16 protein-coding genes are annotated in these 15,811 nt (G+C 67.5%); 11 read left to right on the top strand and 5 right to left on the bottom strand.

Annotated features, from left to right (window positions below; translation table 11 throughout):
• Positions 1-774 (bottom strand): enoyl-CoA hydratase/isomerase family protein, encoded by a 774-nt coding sequence (locus tag OHB12_RS28460; protein WP_327112385.1) that lies wholly within the window; start codon positions 772-774, stop codon positions 1-3.
• A gap of 232 nt (positions 775-1,006) precedes the next feature.
• Between OHB12_RS28460 and OHB12_RS28455 the strand changes: the two genes are divergently transcribed.
• A complete protein-coding gene (locus OHB12_RS28455; protein ID WP_327112383.1) occupies positions 1,007-2,386 on the top strand; it encodes an amino acid permease in 1,380 nt (459 codons plus the stop codon).
• A 15-nt stretch (positions 2,387-2,401) separates the two neighbouring features.
• On the opposite strand, the gene OHB12_RS28450 is transcribed toward OHB12_RS28455, so the two are convergent.
• Complete coding sequence (locus OHB12_RS28450) at positions 2,402-3,295, bottom strand: MurR/RpiR family transcriptional regulator (RefSeq protein ID WP_327112381.1); 894 nt, start codon at positions 3,293-3,295, stop codon at positions 2,402-2,404.
• A gap of 38 nt (positions 3,296-3,333) precedes the next feature.
• Between OHB12_RS28450 and OHB12_RS36470 the strand changes: the two genes are divergently transcribed.
• The gene (locus OHB12_RS36470; RefSeq protein ID WP_442799870.1) at positions 3,334-3,753 is read left to right on the top strand and encodes an epoxide hydrolase N-terminal domain-containing protein; all 420 of its coding nucleotides are present in this window, start codon (positions 3,334-3,336) and stop codon (positions 3,751-3,753) included.
• A gap of 54 nt (positions 3,754-3,807) precedes the next feature.
• Here OHB12_RS36470 and OHB12_RS28445 read toward each other — a convergent pair whose 3' ends face one another.
• A complete protein-coding gene (locus tag OHB12_RS28445) occupies positions 3,808-4,272 on the bottom strand; it encodes a hypothetical protein (RefSeq protein WP_327112379.1) in 465 nt (154 codons plus the stop codon).
• Positions 4,273-4,385: 113 nt separating this feature from the next.
• On the opposite strand from OHB12_RS28445, the gene OHB12_RS28440 reads away from it, so the two are divergent.
• The 3 genes from OHB12_RS28440 to OHB12_RS28430 all read left to right on the top strand — a co-directional run bounded on the left by OHB12_RS28440 (position 4,386) and on the right by OHB12_RS28430 (position 7,030).
• Entirely contained in the window at positions 4,386-5,012 is a 627-nt protein-coding gene (locus tag OHB12_RS28440) for a PadR family transcriptional regulator (protein ID WP_327112377.1), read from the top strand.
• 18 nt (positions 5,013-5,030) lie between these two features.
• A complete protein-coding gene (locus OHB12_RS28435) occupies positions 5,031-6,038 on the top strand; it encodes an adenylate/guanylate cyclase domain-containing protein (protein ID WP_327112375.1) in 1,008 nt (335 codons plus the stop codon).
• Between the two features lie 227 nt (positions 6,039-6,265).
• Positions 6,266-7,030, top strand: a complete 765-nt coding sequence (locus tag OHB12_RS28430; RefSeq protein WP_327112373.1) for an RluA family pseudouridine synthase — start codon at positions 6,266-6,268, stop codon at positions 7,028-7,030.
• 22 nt (positions 7,031-7,052) lie between these two features.
• On the opposite strand, the gene OHB12_RS28425 is transcribed toward OHB12_RS28430, so the two are convergent.
• Positions 7,053-7,667, bottom strand: a complete 615-nt coding sequence (locus tag OHB12_RS28425) for a TIGR03086 family metal-binding protein (RefSeq protein ID WP_327112371.1) — start codon at positions 7,665-7,667, stop codon at positions 7,053-7,055.
• A 51-nt stretch (positions 7,668-7,718) separates the two neighbouring features.
• Here OHB12_RS28425 and OHB12_RS28420 point away from each other — a divergent pair, with 51 nt between their 5' ends.
• From OHB12_RS28420 to OHB12_RS28410, 3 genes are all read left to right on the top strand, one after another.
• The gene (locus tag OHB12_RS28420) at positions 7,719-8,153 is read left to right on the top strand and encodes a MarR family winged helix-turn-helix transcriptional regulator (protein ID WP_327112369.1); all 435 of its coding nucleotides are present in this window, start codon (positions 7,719-7,721) and stop codon (positions 8,151-8,153) included.
• A gap of 254 nt (positions 8,154-8,407) precedes the next feature.
• Entirely contained in the window at positions 8,408-9,193 is a 786-nt protein-coding gene (locus tag OHB12_RS28415; protein ID WP_327112367.1) for a metallophosphoesterase, read from the top strand.
• Positions 9,194-9,262: 69 nt separating this feature from the next.
• On the top strand, positions 9,263-9,940 hold the full coding sequence (locus OHB12_RS28410; protein WP_327112365.1) for a phosphodiesterase: 678 nt from the start codon (positions 9,263-9,265) through the stop codon (positions 9,938-9,940).
• Here OHB12_RS28410 and OHB12_RS28405 read toward each other — a convergent pair.
• Positions 9,937-10,998, bottom strand: coding sequence for an AraC family transcriptional regulator (locus tag OHB12_RS28405; protein WP_327112363.1), 1,062 nt, complete (start codon positions 10,996-10,998; stop codon positions 9,937-9,939). The two genes, OHB12_RS28410 and OHB12_RS28405, sit on opposite strands and share 4 nt — an antisense overlap.
• An 83-nt stretch (positions 10,999-11,081) precedes the next feature.
• On the opposite strand from OHB12_RS28405, the gene OHB12_RS28400 reads away from it, so the two are divergent.
• The 3 genes from OHB12_RS28400 to OHB12_RS28390 all read left to right on the top strand — a co-directional run bounded on the left by OHB12_RS28400 (position 11,082) and on the right by OHB12_RS28390 (position 15,598).
• Positions 11,082-12,554, top strand: a complete 1,473-nt coding sequence (locus OHB12_RS28400) for a flavin-containing monooxygenase (protein WP_327112362.1) — start codon at positions 11,082-11,084, stop codon at positions 12,552-12,554.
• 71 nt (positions 12,555-12,625) lie between these two features.
• Complete coding sequence (locus OHB12_RS28395; RefSeq protein WP_327112360.1) at positions 12,626-14,752, top strand: ATP-binding cassette domain-containing protein; 2,127 nt, start codon at positions 12,626-12,628, stop codon at positions 14,750-14,752.
• 108 nt (positions 14,753-14,860) lie between these two features.
• Positions 14,861-15,598: an energy-coupling factor transporter transmembrane protein EcfT gene (locus OHB12_RS28390; RefSeq protein WP_327112358.1), complete on the top strand. Its 738-nt coding sequence runs from the start codon at positions 14,861-14,863 to the stop codon at positions 15,596-15,598.
• The last annotated feature ends 213 nt before the right edge of the window (positions 15,599-15,811 follow it).

The raw sequence follows: 15,811 nt of genomic DNA, 5'->3' as shown, positions 1-15,811 counted from the left end.
CTATTTTCCTTCGAAGATTGGGGTACGGCGTTCGGCAAACGCGGCGACACCCTCTGCCCAATCCCTGGTCGCCATCAATTCGAGAAGCTCCCTCGGCTCGGTGGCGAACGCGACATCGGGGGGATCGTCGCGGCGCAATGCCGCCTTCATCCGGGTCAGTGCGAGTGGCGCCTTCGCCGCGAGAGTTTCGGCGAGCGCTTGGGCCGAACCGAGCAGGAGATCCTCAGGTACCACGGCATGGGCCAACCCCCATTCGAGTGCCTGCCGACCGGTGAATCGCTCTCCGAGGATCAGCATGTCCGTGGCCCTGCGCAGACCGACCAGACGCGGAAGCCGGTTGGTCACGCCACCTCCGACGAAGGTGCCGATGCTCACCTCGGGAAACCCCATCTGCGCGTTCTCGGCCATGACCAGGAAGTCCGCGCTGACGGCCAGCTCCGCACCGGCGCCGAGGGCATATCCGTTGACCGCCGCCACCACCGGAGTGCCCATCGTCTGGATCTGCTCGCAGGCGCGCTGACCCAGCTCGACGTAGTGCGCCTGCTCCGCGGGAGTCCTGGTGCCGGACTTGTGTGCTTTCAGGTCGGCGCCGACACAGAACGCCCGTCCGGTGCCGGTGAGGACGACACAGCGGATATTCGGATCGAAGTCGGCGGCATTCAGTTCGTCGACCAGTGTCCGGTACATCTCCGCACTGACTGCGTTGAGCCGTTCGGGGCGGTTGAGAACGAGTGTTGCGGTGGAACCGGATCTGCTCACCAGCACGGTGGACATGAGCCTCACTTCTTCCTGATCGCTGCTTGACGCGTTGCGGGACAGGCAGATCGGCCGACCCGCACGCCCCGCGATCCGCGGCGCCGGGCTGCCCGGCCCGCGGTTCAATGCCTTCACTATGCCATCAAATTTGCACTCCGCAATCTTTATGCAAAATCTATTGCATGCGTTGGGTCGGGCGTGTTTCATGTCACTATCAGCTATCGGGTCACGGCCCACGGAAGAAGGCATCGTGCCAACCTCGGGGAATCTGCAGCACAACATCAACACTCGTCAGCTGACGATGATCGGTATCGGCGGAGTCATCGGCGCCGGGTTGTTCGTCGGCAGCGGTAAGGCGATCGCCGCGGCAGGGCCGGGCATCGTCTTCGTCTACCTGCTCACCGGCCTCGTCATCATCCTGGTGATGCGCATGCTCGCCGAACTGGCCACGGCCAGCCCCGAGACGGGATCGTTCTCGAGCTACGCCTCCCGAGAACTCGGTTCCTGGGCCGGGCTGGCGGTCGGGTGGGTCTACGCCTACCACTGGTGTGTCACAGTCGCTTTCGAGGCCATCGCCGGTGCGGCGATCGCCAACCAGCTGCTGCCTTCGGTGCCGACCTGGCTGTATTCCCTGATCTTCATGAGCGCCCTGACCGGCGTGAACCTTGCGGCCGTGACTTCCTTCGCGCGTTTCGAGTTCTGGTTCGCAATGATCAAGGTGATTGCGATCGTTGCCTTCATCGGAATCGGTATCGCGGCGTTCTGTGGCTTGTTCCCGCACTACGACGCGCCAGGAACGGCGAACCTGCTCGGGCAGGGCGGCCTGTTCCCGAACGGATTCACGCCATTGCTCGTGGCGTCGTTGACCGTCTTCTTCGCCTACTTCGGTACCGAACTGGTGACGATCGCCGCAGGTGAGGCGAAAGATCCGGTCAGTGCGGTTCGCGCAAGTATGCGCAGCGTCGCTGGACGCATCCTGATCTTCTACGTCGGCTCCATACTCGTGGTGGTCACGCTATTGCCATGGAACGCAACGCAAATCACCCAGAGCCCCTACGCCGCGGTGCTGAACCTGCTGGGAGTTCCCGGCACACAGACCATCATGAATCTGGTCGTGCTCACCGCGGTGTTGTCGTGTCTGAACTCGGGTATCTACTCGTCTTCACGGATGCTCTTCGCACTGTCGCGGCGCGGCGAAGGCCCCCGCCTGCTGGGCAAGACCACCCGCTCCGGGGTGCCCGCCGCTGGTGTTCTCGCCGCCTCGAGTGCCGGATTCCTTGCGGTAGTGGCGAACTACTTCCTGCCCACCGGAGCGGTTTTCACCTTCTTGCTCAGTTCCTCGGGCGCGATCGCGGTCGTGGTCTACCTGTGCATCTGCGCCACCCAGATCGTCGGACGTCGCAACAAGACCGCGGCGCAGATCGCCGCCCTTCCCGTGAAAATGTGGGGCGACCCATACCTTTCCTATGCGGTCGGAGTCATCCTGCTGGCCATCGTCGTCGGGATGGCACTGACCTCCAGCACCCGGACTCCGCTCGCATTGACCATGGTGGTCACCGCCACCGCCGTCGCCGCAGGCCTGATTCATCAGCGTCGAGCGGTCGCGGTACAGCTGGCGACGGCGGAGTAGACCACCACGTCCGCGTTATTCGCCTGCGGTATCGGAGGCATAGACGCCGAACTCGCCCAGCAGTTTTTCCTCCTCGAGCAGCGTCGAACGCACCTGATGCCCCAGGAGGTGGGCGACCTCACCCGTCATCGCCTGAGCGAGCGAGGTGAAGGCGGTCATCGATCGCAGCACGCTGGCACTGGACGCCTCGATGTAGAACGTGTCGTGCGCCGAGACCGCCAGCGGTGAGACGGCGGTATCGGTCAATGCGACAACGTGGGCACCGCGCTGCCGAGCCCACCGCGCGGCACGCACGGTGTCGAGGCTGTAGCGATGGATCGACATCGCCACGAAGCAGTCGCCCGCCCGCACCCTGCGCAGTTCGTCGGTCAGGGTGCCTGCGGCGGCATCGATCGCCGCCACGTCCTCACGCAGCATGCGCAGCAGGTAGCTCAGCAGATACGCCGGGGCGTGACACTTGCGCAGACCCATCACATGCACCCGGGGCGCATGGGCCAGCCGATCGACGGCCGACTCCCACATCGCGTTTTCGATGCGCGCGAACGTCCGTGCGATATTCGCCTGGTCCAGCGCCACGGTCTGTTCGCGCACCCCGGCCCCCTCGGCTACGAGGTGCTCGAGATTGTCGAAGCGGCGCAACAGTTGCGCCTGCTCCTGCAGCCGTTCGCGACACAATCGCGTCAGCCCTGGATACCCCTTCAAACCAAGACCATTGGCAAAACGTACGACAGTGGCCTCGTTGACTCCGACCGCGCTCGCGAGTTCGGAGACTGTCATAAACGCCACCGCTTCGGGATCCGACAGCACGCGCTGAGCCAGCTTCTTGTGCGAGGTGGACAGCGAATTCATCCGACCGCGGATTTCGACCAACAGCTCGTCGAAGGTCGCAGGACCCGCGTTCGTGTCCACCGAGCCTCCTCCGAGTCACCCGCGCCGTCTCCCTTGTAATGGCAGTACTCTGCCAATTTAGCCGATTCCGGCGGTTGCACAGCCACCCGAAGAGGTCGGCGTCGAGCAACCCGGAACGCAGCCGGGCTGTGCTTGCTTTCGAAGAACCCCGACCGTATCGGCAGCAGACGACGACGACCCATGGGAACCTTTCCCCGCGCTGCAGCGAGAAGCGGCCGTTTCCGCTGCAGCCCAGTGCAATCCAGGTTTCCGACGAGGTGCTCACCGATTTTCGGCGGCGACTGGAGCTGACCCACTGGCCGCTCGACGGTGGTAATGCAGACGGGTACTGCGGCGTGCCTCGGAGCTACCTGCAGAAACTTGTCGAGTACTGGCCGCACCGACTACAGCAGCGCCGCGGATGTTCCATAGGTGCCCATGGCAAATCCGCGAGAGTGGGCCGGCGTTCGCGCCGCTGAAACACCGCCGGTCCCGGACTCGGCGCTCGTCGAGTCCGGGACCGTGGACCGTGGTCACCGCGGCGCGTTGGCCGGATCAGCCAGGGTCGGATGCAGACCTTCGCGGTTCGCGCGCCGCGCGTCCTCGAAGAACTCGCGCGAGAACATCGCGGACAGGACCGCGATGCCGCCGCGGTGCACGCGGAACTCGCTCTTCAGGCCGGACCCGGTCAGCCGGACGACCCGTCCGGCGGCGTCCCGCGGCCGTGCCATGTCCTTCACCCGACCGCGACCGGTCCATCGCAGCGCGGTCTGCTCGATGACGGCGTCGTCGGGAACGAGCAGCTTCACCATGGCGTGGTCCAGGTCGGCGTGCACTTCGATATCGCCGCCGCCCGCGATCCGCGGCGAGCGCAGGTCCAGGACGAGCGCGCCGTAGCGGGCGGTCACCTCGAATCGGGTGGCGTCGGTCCAGTCGCCGAGCCGCTTGACGGTGTCGTGGTCCACGTGGATTCGGGCCGGAGCGGTCGTGAGATTCATGTCGGGTCCTTTCGGGCGGTTCCGCACTGCTGAGTCATAGTGCCACACAGACTAGTTACATTGCAACTAGTCTGTTGCCATCTAGTTTTCGCGCAACCATTAGAATGGGCGTCATGACGGCATCGGCGCAGATCAAGCGGTCTCCCCTGGCGATGGCACTGCTCGGGATCCTGCATCTGGAACCGATGCACCCGTACGCCATCCAGCGGCGGATCAAGGAATGGGGCAAGGACAAAGTCGTCAACGTCACGCAGCGCGCCGCCCTCTACAAGACGATCGCTCGACTACAGGACGCCGGACTGGTCACCGTTCGCGAGACCGGGCGCGACCAGCTCTACCCCGAGCGGACCGTCTACGAGATCACCGATGCGGGACGCGCGGCCTTCGGCACCTGGCTGGCCGAGATGCTCGGCGAACCACGCAACGAGTACCCCGAGTTTCCGGCCGCGCTGTCCTTCCTCATGCTGCTCGGGACGGACGCCGCCCACACCGAACTGGAGCGGCGCGCCAAGGCGCTGCGCGACCAGCTGGCCGAGATGGCAACCGAAGCCGACCAGGCAGCGAACATGGGCCTGCCGCGCGTCGTGATGCTGGAGGACGAATACCTGCGCGCCGTGACCGAGGCCGAATTACGTTGGCTCGAAGGCGTACTCGCCGATCTTGCCGCAGGGACGCTCACCTGGTCCTTCGAGTCGCTCGCGCCGTTCCAGAGCGACACCCCCGAGCCGCCGCAGGCGTGAAAACGTAGGGTACCGATCATGGTGCCCACCGAGATGTCCGAGCTGGTGCAATCGGTCGTCGAGTCGTATCTGCTCGACGGAACGCGCCGGTACAACCGCCCCGAGGTCGCCGAGCGGACCGGGACGACGAAGGCGCTCACCCGGCGGCTGTGGATGGCGCTGGGTTTCCCCTCCAGCGTGGACGACGACGCGGTCGACTACACCGACGCCGACGTCGCGGCAGTCCGCAGCTTCCAGCAGTTGAACGTCCTTTCCTCGGCCGACAACCGTCGGCAGGCGGCGACCGTGCGCACGCTCGGGCAGGGTATGGCGCGGCTGGCGGAATGGCAGGTCGATCTGGTGCTCGCGGAGATCACCGAGCGCATCGAGGAGGCGGGCCAGGGAGCCGACCCGGTCGAGGCGGTGCGCGCCGCGACCGAGGGCGCCATCGCCACGCTGGAGCAGCTGAACAGCTATGCGTGGCGGCGGCATCTCGCCGCGGCGCTGTCCCGCTCGCTGGACCCGGGAACGACGGCGGGCGAGTCGATCCGGGAGCTGGCCGTCGGCTTCGCCGACATGGTCGGCTACACCCGGCTGACCAGGCACCTGCATCCCGACGAACTGTCCATGCTGCTGGAGGCGTTCGAGTCCACCACGACCGCGGCGATCACCGAGAACGGCGGCTGGGTGATCAAGAACGTCGGCGACGAAGTGATGTTCGCCGCGGAGAGCGCGGCCGACGCCGCCCGGATCGCGCTGGCGATCCAGGAGTCGACGATGATGGTCGGCGGCACTCCGGAGCTGCGCGTCGCCGTCGCCTACGGCCCGGTGTTGCAGCGCTTCGGGGACCTGTACGGCTCGGTGGTGAACATCGCGTCCCGACTGACCGGTGTCGCACGGCCGGGCACCGTGCTGATCGATGATGCCGCTGCCGCCGCACTGGACGGCGAGCCGGAGTTGGACATCAGGAACCTGCGCAGCGTCCGGGTGCGTGGCTTCAACCGGCTGCGCCCACACGTGCTGCGCCGCAATGGCATGAGCAAGTAGGTCCCGCGCCGAGACCGCGCCGGACGGACCCTAGGCGGCTGCCTCGCCTTCGCTCGACCCGGCGCATACACGGCTACCTCGAGCCTTCGCTCGACCCGGCGCATACACGGCTACCTCGAGCCCTCGCTCGACCCGGCGCATACACGGCTACCTTTCCTCGAGCCTTCGCCTGGCCCGGCGCGGGCTGCGGGCGGACGCCGTCCGACTGCGCCCATTAGGCTCGTCCGGTGGAGACCTGGTCACAGCTGCGCGCGCGTTCCCTCGTCGAGGAGGACGCGGCGATTCTCGCGTTGCACAAGCCCGCCGGAATCTCCGTCACCGGCGAACGCCATGACACCGACATGGTCGAACTCGCGGCCGCCGCGGGCGAAACGCTGTATCCGGTGCACCGGATCGACAAGGTGACCTCCGGCCTGATCCTGTTCGCGAAGGAACTCGGCGCGCACGGTGAGCTGACCAGGCAGTTCAACAAGCAGACCGCCGACAAGGCGTACCTGGCCGTCGTCGCGGCCACCGGGCTGCCCGATACCGGCGTGATCGATCTGCCGCTCAGCGTCGGACGCAAGAACCGGGTGCGGATCGCCGCGCCGCGGGAGCGCATACATCACGAGGCGGATCGGTGGTTCGTCGAGGAGGCCGATCTGCTCGACGCCAAGAACTATCCGTCGGTCACCCACTTCGCGACCGTGCTGCGCGGTGCCGCGCACACCGTCCTCGCGCTGCGGCCGGTCACCGGCCGCCGCCATCAGATCCGGGTCCACCTGGCCTGGACTGGTCATCCCATCGTCGGTGACCCACTGTTCGACCGATCGGGAACGCATGAGCGAACCTATCTGCACTCCTGGCGTCTCGGTCTGACCGCGTCGTGGCGCACGCCCCCGGAACTCGTGCTGGCCGCCCCACCCGACACCGGATTCTGGCGACCGATAGCCGGATCGGATGAGGCAGCGGCGCTCGAGCGAGCGAGCGAGCTGCTGCACACCGTCCGCTGAGCCGCTCGAACGGACACCCAGCTCAGTCCGCGCTGTCCGGCCAACTCGGCGAACGACCGAGCACGAGCAGGATCCGATCCAGCACCGACATCTGGTCCGGGACCATCGATCCCGGCGCGAAAGCCGCGCCGGGGGCCGAGCGTTCCGGACCGTCCGGGACGGCGAGCGCGATGCGCAGCGCCTCTTTGCCCAGGGCTTCGTCCAAGGTGATGGCCTCCCCGATCGACTGCGCGACGTCCCAGGCGTGCACGACGCTATCGATCAGGTGGAAGCCGATCGCGAGGCCGGCGGGGAAACCGTAGCCGGGCAGGATTTCCGGCAGCAGCAGCGCGCGCTCGAACACATCCTCGGCGGCGAACGCGGCGATCAGGTCGTCGGCCGAGGCGCGATAGTCCGCGACCGGATCGGTAGCGGGGCGGACCGTCCATAGCCCGGGATCGTCGCTGCCCCGCGCGGCGGCGGCGAAGCCGTGGTTCTGCGTGATCATGTGCTCCAGCAAGACTTGAAGATTCCACTCTGCACAGGGTGTTTCGGCGCCGAGCCGGTCGGGGGTCACGCGGTTGACCGCGTCGACGCTCAATCGCACGGCACGGGCATGAAGGTCGCGCAACTCCTGCCCATTTCCAATAGTAAACATAAGCCTATCGTATGCTGATGCTTACTATTTGCCAAGCAGTATCTTCGATCCATGCCAGAAGCCCGTCCCGACCTCGCCGCGATGATCATGCCGCTCGGACGGGCGCTCATGGCCGCGGAGGCGCCCGTGCTGACCCGTCACGAGCTGTCGATGTGGGGATATGTAGTGCTGCTCGGCCTCGACACCGAACCCGTCTACACCCAGGCGGCCCTGGCCAAGGCGATCGGCGCGGACAAAACCCGCATCATCGGCGTACTCGACGAGCTGCAGCGACGCGGGCTCATCGACCGCGCACCGGACCCAGCGGATCGGCGGGTGAACCTGGTGTCGCTCACCGAGGCGGGCCGCGCGCTGCGCGACCGTGCGCAACGCGAAATCCAGGCGCAAGAGAATCGGCTGCTCGATCAGCTCCCCGCCGCAGACCGGCGAGTATTCCTGCGCGCACTACGCACCCTCTCCGCGGCGGTCACCGAGCAGCCGAAGTAAGACCGACCCCGAGGCGGGCTGTGGCACGCCGCCCTACGCCGCGAACTCGGCATCCCGATCGTCGCCGACTTGTGCGGCAGCCCGGCCCGCCGATACCGGCCACTATGACCGCACCCATATTCCGCCGAGTAGGTTTCGACCGGTGGTGAGCCTCATAACGACGCGTAATACGCAGGTCATCTAGCCTGATGACGTGCCGCGGACGCGACGTGAGCGCACTCTGGCGCACTGCAGCGATCCCCTAGTGAAAGCGAATGCCGATGATCCTGGTGGCTCAGGTCAGCGACACCCATTTCGATCTCGGCATCCGCAACGCCGAACGTGTGGAGCGGGTCATGGCTTTTCTCGCCGACCTCCGTCGCAAGCCCGATGCCATCCTGGTGACCGGCGACATCACCGAGTGCGGAAAGCCGGAGCAGTACGCCGAGGCCAGGCTCGCCTTCGACGTCGACATCCCGGTGTACCCCATCCCGGGCAACCACGACGACCGCGCGAGCTTCCGCACCGCCCTGCTCGGCGAGCCCGCATCCGACGCGCCGATCAACCACACCCATCACATCGGCGACCTCACCGTCGTCCTGCTGGATTCGAGCATTCCCGGCGAGGCCGGCGGGCAGCTCACCGACGACACCTACGACTGGCTGCACGGCGTCCTTGCCGCGGCGCCGGCAGCCGAGCCGGTCCTGCTCGCGCTGCACCACCCGCCCGCACACCTGTTCAGCCCGGTCGTCGACGAGATCTCGCTTGCTGACCCAAGGCGGCTCGCCGATCTGGTCGCGGGCGACGATCGCATCGTCGGCGTGCTCACCGGCCACGCGCACTCGTCGGCGACGACCACGTTCGCGGGGCGTCCGCTGCTGGTGGGGCCGAGCACCGCGTCCGTGCTGGGCGGCGAATGGGAGCTCGAACTCCCCGACCATGTCATGGACTACGCGCCGGACCCAGCGGTCGCTCTGCACGTCATCGATGAGAACAACCGCCTGACAAGCCATTTCCGCACGATCCCGATGGGCGGCCGGATCGGGGTGCAGCCCGGCTGAGTTCTGTTTACCCGCCGGGAGCCGGGGCAATCGGGAGACGACAGGAACGCCTACCCCGGAGGGCCCGCCATGGTCGACCAATCAGCCGCAGTGGTGAAAGGCGCGTTCGCGACCGGAGCGCGGCTCCGGCACGCGCGATTGTGCTACGCCGACGGCGTGCATCTGTCCGGCCGGCTGCACGCGGAGAGCGAGTTCGAGCCCCTCTTCGGCGGTGGCGAACGTGCCGTTATCGCGCGATTGTCCAAGTGGGCGGGCACGCCGTCGGGCATGCCCGATGTGCTCGGCTTCGCGTTCCGGGTGCTCGACCGCGATAACGAGCCATGGGACTTCGCCTTGGCCACGACCGGTGGTGGACCGTTGAGCCGATTCGTGTTCACGCCCGCCCGAGGCTGGGCCAGCGCCCGCTACGGCAGCCTGCTGCCCTATCGGGTCGGAAAGTCAACGCCGACCTGGTTCTTCGCCGAGCCGGACGCCGATCAGCCCAGCTCGGCGTCACTCGACGCGATGAACGAGCACCTGCGTGAACACATGGTGACCTTCACCCTCACCTCGAGCGGCATCGGTGCGCCGCGCCTGCGGCTCGCCGAACTCACGCTGCGCCACGAGGAACCCGCCGAGCACCGGACGGACTATTTCGATCCCATGCTCAACCATCCGCCCGAGGTGAAAATGTTCCCCGAGGCGGTCGGCAAGATTCGCGAGCTCGCCTACACCGGCAGTCGAAGCGGACGTGGCGAAGCGACCTAACGTCGCGCGGCGCGTTCGCGCCGGTAGGCCGCAGGGGTGCCGCCGGTCCACCGCTTGAACGCGTAGATGAACGTGGACGCTTCGGCGTAACCGAGGCGAATCGCGACATCGCTCACCGAAAGCGGGGTGGCGGTGAGCATTTCCTCGGCCAAGGCACGGCGGACTTCGTCCAGCAGCGCGCGGTAGCTGGTCCCGGCCGCGTCGAGGTGGCGACGCAGAGTGCGCGTACTCATGTTGAGATCGCTTGCCACGGTGTCGATTCCGGGCGGTGCGGCGAAGCCGTCAGCGCCGCCGCGCGGCACGAGACGCGCACGCACCTCTGCGGCGATGCCGGTGCGGGCCCTGCGGCGGTGCACCAGGTCCCGGCACTGGGTCAGGCACATCGTCCAGGTGTGCTCGTTCGCCTGGGGCAGCGGCTGCTCCAGCATCACCGGATCGATGGCGAACAGGTTGTGCGGCATGTCGAACTGCGGCCGCACCACCGTGACCGCCCTGATCCGGTCGGCGTAACTTGGTGCGGAGAAACGGAATTCGGCCCTGGTCAGCGGCAGATGGGTACCGAGCAGATCGCTCATCACCTGGTGCATCGCGGTCACATCGCGTTCGACGAGGAACTGCCGCACGTCGGCGGGCACCGACTCGTCGCGCACCCACGCGACGAACTCGCCCTCGCCCCACTCCGCCACCGGCAAGCAGAAGGTGAAGCTCAGGTCCAGGTAGCGCAGCGCGAAACTGATCGCCTCACCCAGCGTCGGGCTGCTGACGCAGGCGAAGCCGAAGATGCCGAACGTGGTGATCCGATAGCGGCGGCCGACCTCGATACCGAGCGCAGGCAAGTCGGGCAGTGCGCGGACGAGATTGCGGATCACCGTGAGCTCAGCGTGCGCGTCGATCTGCGCGTCCGGGTCGCGCAGCTGCTGCTCGGTGAGACCGGTGCCGTGCAGCATGCGCGCGGTGGGGACGTCGCGCTCGGCCGCGTAGCCGGCCATCAGCGCCACGCTTGCCACGCCGCGCGGAAAATTCCAATCGCGGATTTCCGGACCCTGTACCCGCTGCACGCGGACATTATGGCCGAATATCTCGATACGACGGGTAGAGGCTCCTACAGTGAAGTCATCCATGGTCCCGTGAGGAGCGCCATATGACAGCAGACAATGGGCCATCGATCCTCATCGTCGGCGCGGGCTTCGGCGGCATCGGCATGGCGATCGAATTGCGTCGCAACGGTCTCGACAACATCACAATCCTGGAGCGCGCCGCCGACCTCGGCGGTGTGTGGCGGGAGAACACCTATCCCGGGGCCGCGTGCGACGTGCCGTCCCCACTGTATTCGTACTCGTTCGAACCCAAACCGGACTGGCCGCAGCGGTACTCGGGGCGCGTCGCCATCCATGACTACCTGCGCGGCGTCGCCGAGCGGCACGGTGTGCTCGACACGATCCGGTTCGGCACCGCCGTGATCGACGCGGAATTCGACGACGCCACCGGCCGCTGGACGGTCCGCACCGCGGACGGGGATACCCGGGTCGTAGACGTGCTGATCTCGGCGGTGGGCCAGCTGTCCCGCCCGGCGATGCCGAGCATACCCGGCATCGATACCTTCACCGGCCCGTCGTTCCACTCGGCGGAGTGGAACCACGACGTCGAACTCACCGGCAAACGCGTCGCCTGCGTCGGTACCGGGGCCAGCGCCATCCAGTTCATCCCGGAGATCCAGCCGCAGGTCGCCCACCTCACACTGTTCCAGCGCACGCCCGCCTGGGTGGTCCCGAAATTCGACACCGACTACTCGCCGATCCAGCACAGCCTGTTCGCGCGGGTGCCCGGCGTGCTGCTGGTCGAGCGGTTCGGGTGGTGGTCGATCTGCGAGTTCTTCTCGCTCGGGCTGGTCGAGTTCCCCGCGATCACGCGGCTGGTGGCGCGCATCGCGTCCCAGCACCTGGCCAGGCAGGTCGAGGATCCGCGGCTGCGGGCCGAGCTCACCCCCGACTATCCGGTCGGGTGCAAGCGCGCACTGTTCTCCAACGACTATTATCCCGCCCTGACCCAGCCGAACGTACAGGTGGAAACCACCGAGATCACCGAGATCACACCGGAGGGCGTACACACCGCCGACGGTGTAGTGCACGAGGTGGACGTGATCATCTACGGCACCGGATTCAAGGGCACCGAATTTCTCTGGCCGATGAACATCTACGGCCGCGCGGGCCGCAAGCTGTCGGACGCCTGGGCCGACGGCGCACACGCCTACTACGGCATCTCGGTGCCGGACTTCCCCAACCTGTTCCTGGTCTATGGGCCGAACACCAATCTCGGCGTCGGCTCGATCATCTACATGATCGAATCGCAGACCCGCTACATCCGCCAGGCGGTCCAACTGCTCGCCGACCGCCCCGGCCACTGTCTCGACGTGCGCGCGGACCGGGAGGCGACCTTCAACACCGCCCTCCAACAACGCCTCGCCCGCACCCCCTGGAACTTCTGCTCCAGCTGGTACCGCAACTCCGCAGGCCGGATCACCAACAACTGGCCGGGCTCGCAAACCAGCTACCGCCGCTCCACCCGCAAACTGGACCCCACCGCCTACACCCTCACCCCCGTCTCTGAGACGTAGCACTCCACGCCAGAGCCCCACTCGTATTGCCGAAAACCCTGCGCCGCTCGCCGGGCTGGCAGACTTGTTCCGTGAGTGCACTGCCCTTTGAGGGCGATCCGGGAGAGCAGGGCCCGCTGCGTCCGATCGAGCTGGCCACCGGCGCCGTGCTGGGCGGCGCGACCGTCGGGCTGGTCACCGTCGGCTCGGTGATCCCGTTCGCGGCCGCGCTGCAACTGGTCGCCGCGGTGCCGATGGCACTGATCGCACACCGCTATCGGCTGCGTGCCCTGGTCACCGCCACCATCGCGGCCACGCTGGTCACCTTTGTCGCAGCGGGTGTGGTGCCCGCGATCGGATTGATCTCGTCGGCGACGCTGGGCGGGATCATCGGCACGGTGAAGCGACGCCGCGGCGGTATCGTCGCGGTGTTCGGCCTCTCGATGCTGACCGGACTGGTCTGGGCATTGTTCTCCGTCGGGTCACTGCTGCTGCTCTCCGCGTCCCGCCACCTGCTCTTCGACAACATCCGCAACGCCTCGCGCGGCGTACAAGATCTCGCGGCGCGTCAGACGCAGCTGGAGCCCATCGGGCGGGCCGCCGCCGACCTCACCGACTCGGTCCTGCGCTGGTGGTGGGCCTGGATCGGCGGCAGTGTCGCGATCGGCATGGTCGCCACCGGACTGTTCTCCTGGTACGTACTCGGCTCGGTGCTCGACCGGCTCGTCTGGCTGCCTGGCCGGGATCGGCTGGACGCGCCACATGACGACCGGCCCATCGCGCCGCTGCCGGTCGAGGTGCGCGGCGCCGGATTCCGCTATCCGGGCGCGACGCGCGACGCGCTGTGCGACATCGACCTCACCGTCGATGTCGGCGAATTCGTCGCGGTGGTGGGGCACAACGGATCGGGCAAGTCGACGCTGACGCGGCTGCTCGCCGGGCTGCCACCCACCTCGGGAACGGTCGAGCGTCCCGGGTCGGCCGGCCTGGGACGTCTCGGCGGAACGGCGCTGGTGTCGCAGCGGCCGGAGAGTCAGACCCTTGGCGTGCTCGTCGCCGACGACGTGGTGTGGGGTTTGCCCACCGAGCTCGCCGCCGACGTGGATGTCGACGGACTGCTCGGTGAAGTCGGTCTCGGCGGCATGGGCGCGAAGGAGACCGCCGCGCTCTCCGGCGGGCAACAGCAGCGTCTCGCTGTCGCCGCGGCGTTGGCCCGTCGCCCCGGCCTGCTGATCGCCGACGAGGCGACCTCGATGATCGATCCGGACGGACGCAGCGAACTCGTGGAACTGCTCGCGGCACTGCCGAAACGGCACCCGATGGCAGTGGTGCTGGTCACCCATCACGAGGCCGACGCCGCCGCGGCCGATCGAGTCGTGCACTTGGCCGCAGGACGGTCGGTCGAGCACCTGCCCGCCTGGCCGCGCCCGGTGCGCGACGCCAGGCGCAGGCCGATGGGCGAGACGATCCTCGAGCTACGCGGCGTCCAGCACACCTACAACCGAGGAACCCCCTGGGAGGCACCAGCTCTGCACGGCGTGGATCTCTCGGTCCGGCGCGGCGAGGCGCTGCTCGTCGTCGGCGGAAACGGATCGGGAAAATCCACCCTGGCTTGGATCACTGCCGGGCTGATCGAACCGAGTTCCGGCCGGTGCGAACTCGGCGGAAAGTCGATCACCAAGCAGATCGGACGCGTCGAGCTGGCCTTCCAGCATTCCCGCCTGCAATTGCAGAAGCAGACGGTCGGCGCGGAGATCGCGGACTGGGGCGGTCGGGCCACCGGGTCGGGCGCGGTCGGGCGCGCGCTGGACGCGGTGGGGCTGGATCGGTCCCTGGCCGCACGCTCCATCGAGGAACTCAGCGGCGGACAGGCCAAGCGGGTCGTGCTCGCGGCCATTGTGGCGAGCCATCCGCAGGTCGTCGTGCTCGATGAGCCGCTCGCCGGCCTCGACCCCGAAGGTCGCGCCGACATCGTGGAACTGCTGGCGCGGCTGCGAGATTCCGGCCTGACGCTGATCGTCATCTCCCACGACGTAGCCGACATGGCCGCAGTGTGTGACCGGACGGTACATCTGCGGTCCGGACGGATTCTGGCGGCCGAGTCCGCACGCGATACCGCGCTGCTGGCGCACAGCCGCGTGCCGCACCGCGATTACCCGCCCGCGCCGCTGCGCCCACCCGGCGACGCGGCGTGGCGGCTCGAGCACGGAGGTCGATGATGTCCGCCGAATCGCCCCGCGAACTGGAAGTCCGCCGATGAGCGAGCGAACAATCAGCACAGCCACCCAGTTGGTCATGGCGGAGCCGAGCGCCAGCGAGGTGGAGTCATGAGTTCCATGCTGTTCCGTCAGGTTCCCGTCGCCAGCCCAGTGCACCGGCTGTGGGCGGGCACGAAGATGATCGGGGCGTTCCTGATCAGCCTGCTGCTGATGTTCCTGCCGTCCTGGCCGGTGCTCGGCGTGATGGTCGCCTTCCTGGTGTTCGTGGGCGTGGTCGCCCGGCTGCCGCTCGGCACGCTGCCGCGTCTGCCGTGGTGGTTCTGGGCGCTGCTCGCCGCCGGAGCCCTGATCAACGTGCCGGTCGGCGGCGCTGCGGTGCTGCGGTACACGCAGGTGGTGGTGTTCGGACTGATCCTGGTGGCCGCCTCGTTCCTTATCGCGTGGACCACACCGATGAGCGACATCGCGCCCGCCCTGGCCAAACTCGGTGCGCCGCTGCGCAAGCTCCGGGTGCCCGTTGACGAATGGGCTGTCGTCGTCGCACTGACCCTTCGCGGCCTTCCGCTGCTGCTGGAGGAAATCCGGGTGCTGCGTGCCGCCCGCCGACTCCGCCCCAAGGACCGCCTGCTTTACCGCGCCGCCGAAAACCCCCTGATCGACATTCTCACCGCCGCCATGGCGGTGTGCACCCGCCGCGCAGGCGAACTGGGCGAGGCGATCACCGCACGCGGCGGCACGGGGCAGCTCACCGCCTACCCCAGCACCCCCGGCCACCGCGACACCATCGCCCTCGCGGTGGTCCTCGCCGTCTGTCTCGGCGCCATCGGCCTGCACCTGCTGCTCTGAACCCGGCGACGAGCAGCATAGACAGCGCCCGCTCGACGCCCCCACAGCCAGGTGGCCTCGGTTGCGGGTGGCGCGGTGCCACCGATTGTCGGAAGCGGCCGACGTGTGGTTCGCAAGGCAGCCGATGCCGATATGTGGCGCGGACAGTATCGACGGCCAATCGGCAACGGCTATAACAAGACTGATGCGATCAAAAACAGGAAGATTACCCGT

It is taken from the genome of Nocardia sp. NBC_01730 (genome assembly GCF_035920445.1).
Taxonomy (GTDB): Bacteria; Actinomycetota; Actinomycetes; order Mycobacteriales; family Mycobacteriaceae; genus Nocardia.
Note: the sequence above shows the minus strand (reverse complement) of the source record. Positions and strands in the feature narration are given on the sequence as shown.

What these genes read in the sequence shown, in the direction of transcription:
- OHB12_RS28425 (WP_327112371.1), bottom strand. Translation starts at nt 7,667, where the DNA reads ATGTTTACTATTGGAAATGGGCAGGAGTTGCGCGACCTTCATGCCCGT.
- OHB12_RS28440 (WP_327112377.1), top strand. Translation starts at nt 4,386, where the DNA reads ATGACGGCATCGGCGCAGATCAAGCGGTCTCCCCTGGCGATGGCACTG.
- OHB12_RS28400 (WP_327112362.1), top strand. Translation starts at nt 11,082, where the DNA reads ATGACAGCAGACAATGGGCCATCGATCCTCATCGTCGGCGCGGGCTTC.
- OHB12_RS28460 (WP_327112385.1), bottom strand. Translation starts at nt 774, where the DNA reads ATGTCCACCGTGCTGGTGAGCAGATCCGGTTCCACCGCAACACTCGTT.
- OHB12_RS28445 (WP_327112379.1), bottom strand. Translation starts at nt 4,272, where the DNA reads ATGAATCTCACGACCGCTCCGGCCCGAATCCACGTGGACCACGACACC.
- OHB12_RS28415 (WP_327112367.1), top strand. Translation starts at nt 8,408, where the DNA reads ATGCCGATGATCCTGGTGGCTCAGGTCAGCGACACCCATTTCGATCTC.
- OHB12_RS28420 (WP_327112369.1), top strand. Translation starts at nt 7,719, where the DNA reads ATGCCAGAAGCCCGTCCCGACCTCGCCGCGATGATCATGCCGCTCGGA.
- OHB12_RS28410 (WP_327112365.1), top strand. Translation starts at nt 9,263, where the DNA reads ATGGTCGACCAATCAGCCGCAGTGGTGAAAGGCGCGTTCGCGACCGGA.
- OHB12_RS28435 (WP_327112375.1), top strand. Translation starts at nt 5,031, where the DNA reads ATGGTGCCCACCGAGATGTCCGAGCTGGTGCAATCGGTCGTCGAGTCG.
- OHB12_RS28390 (WP_327112358.1), top strand. Translation starts at nt 14,861, where the DNA reads ATGAGTTCCATGCTGTTCCGTCAGGTTCCCGTCGCCAGCCCAGTGCAC.
- OHB12_RS36470 (WP_442799870.1), top strand. Translation starts at nt 3,334, where the DNA reads ATGGCAGTACTCTGCCAATTTAGCCGATTCCGGCGGTTGCACAGCCAC.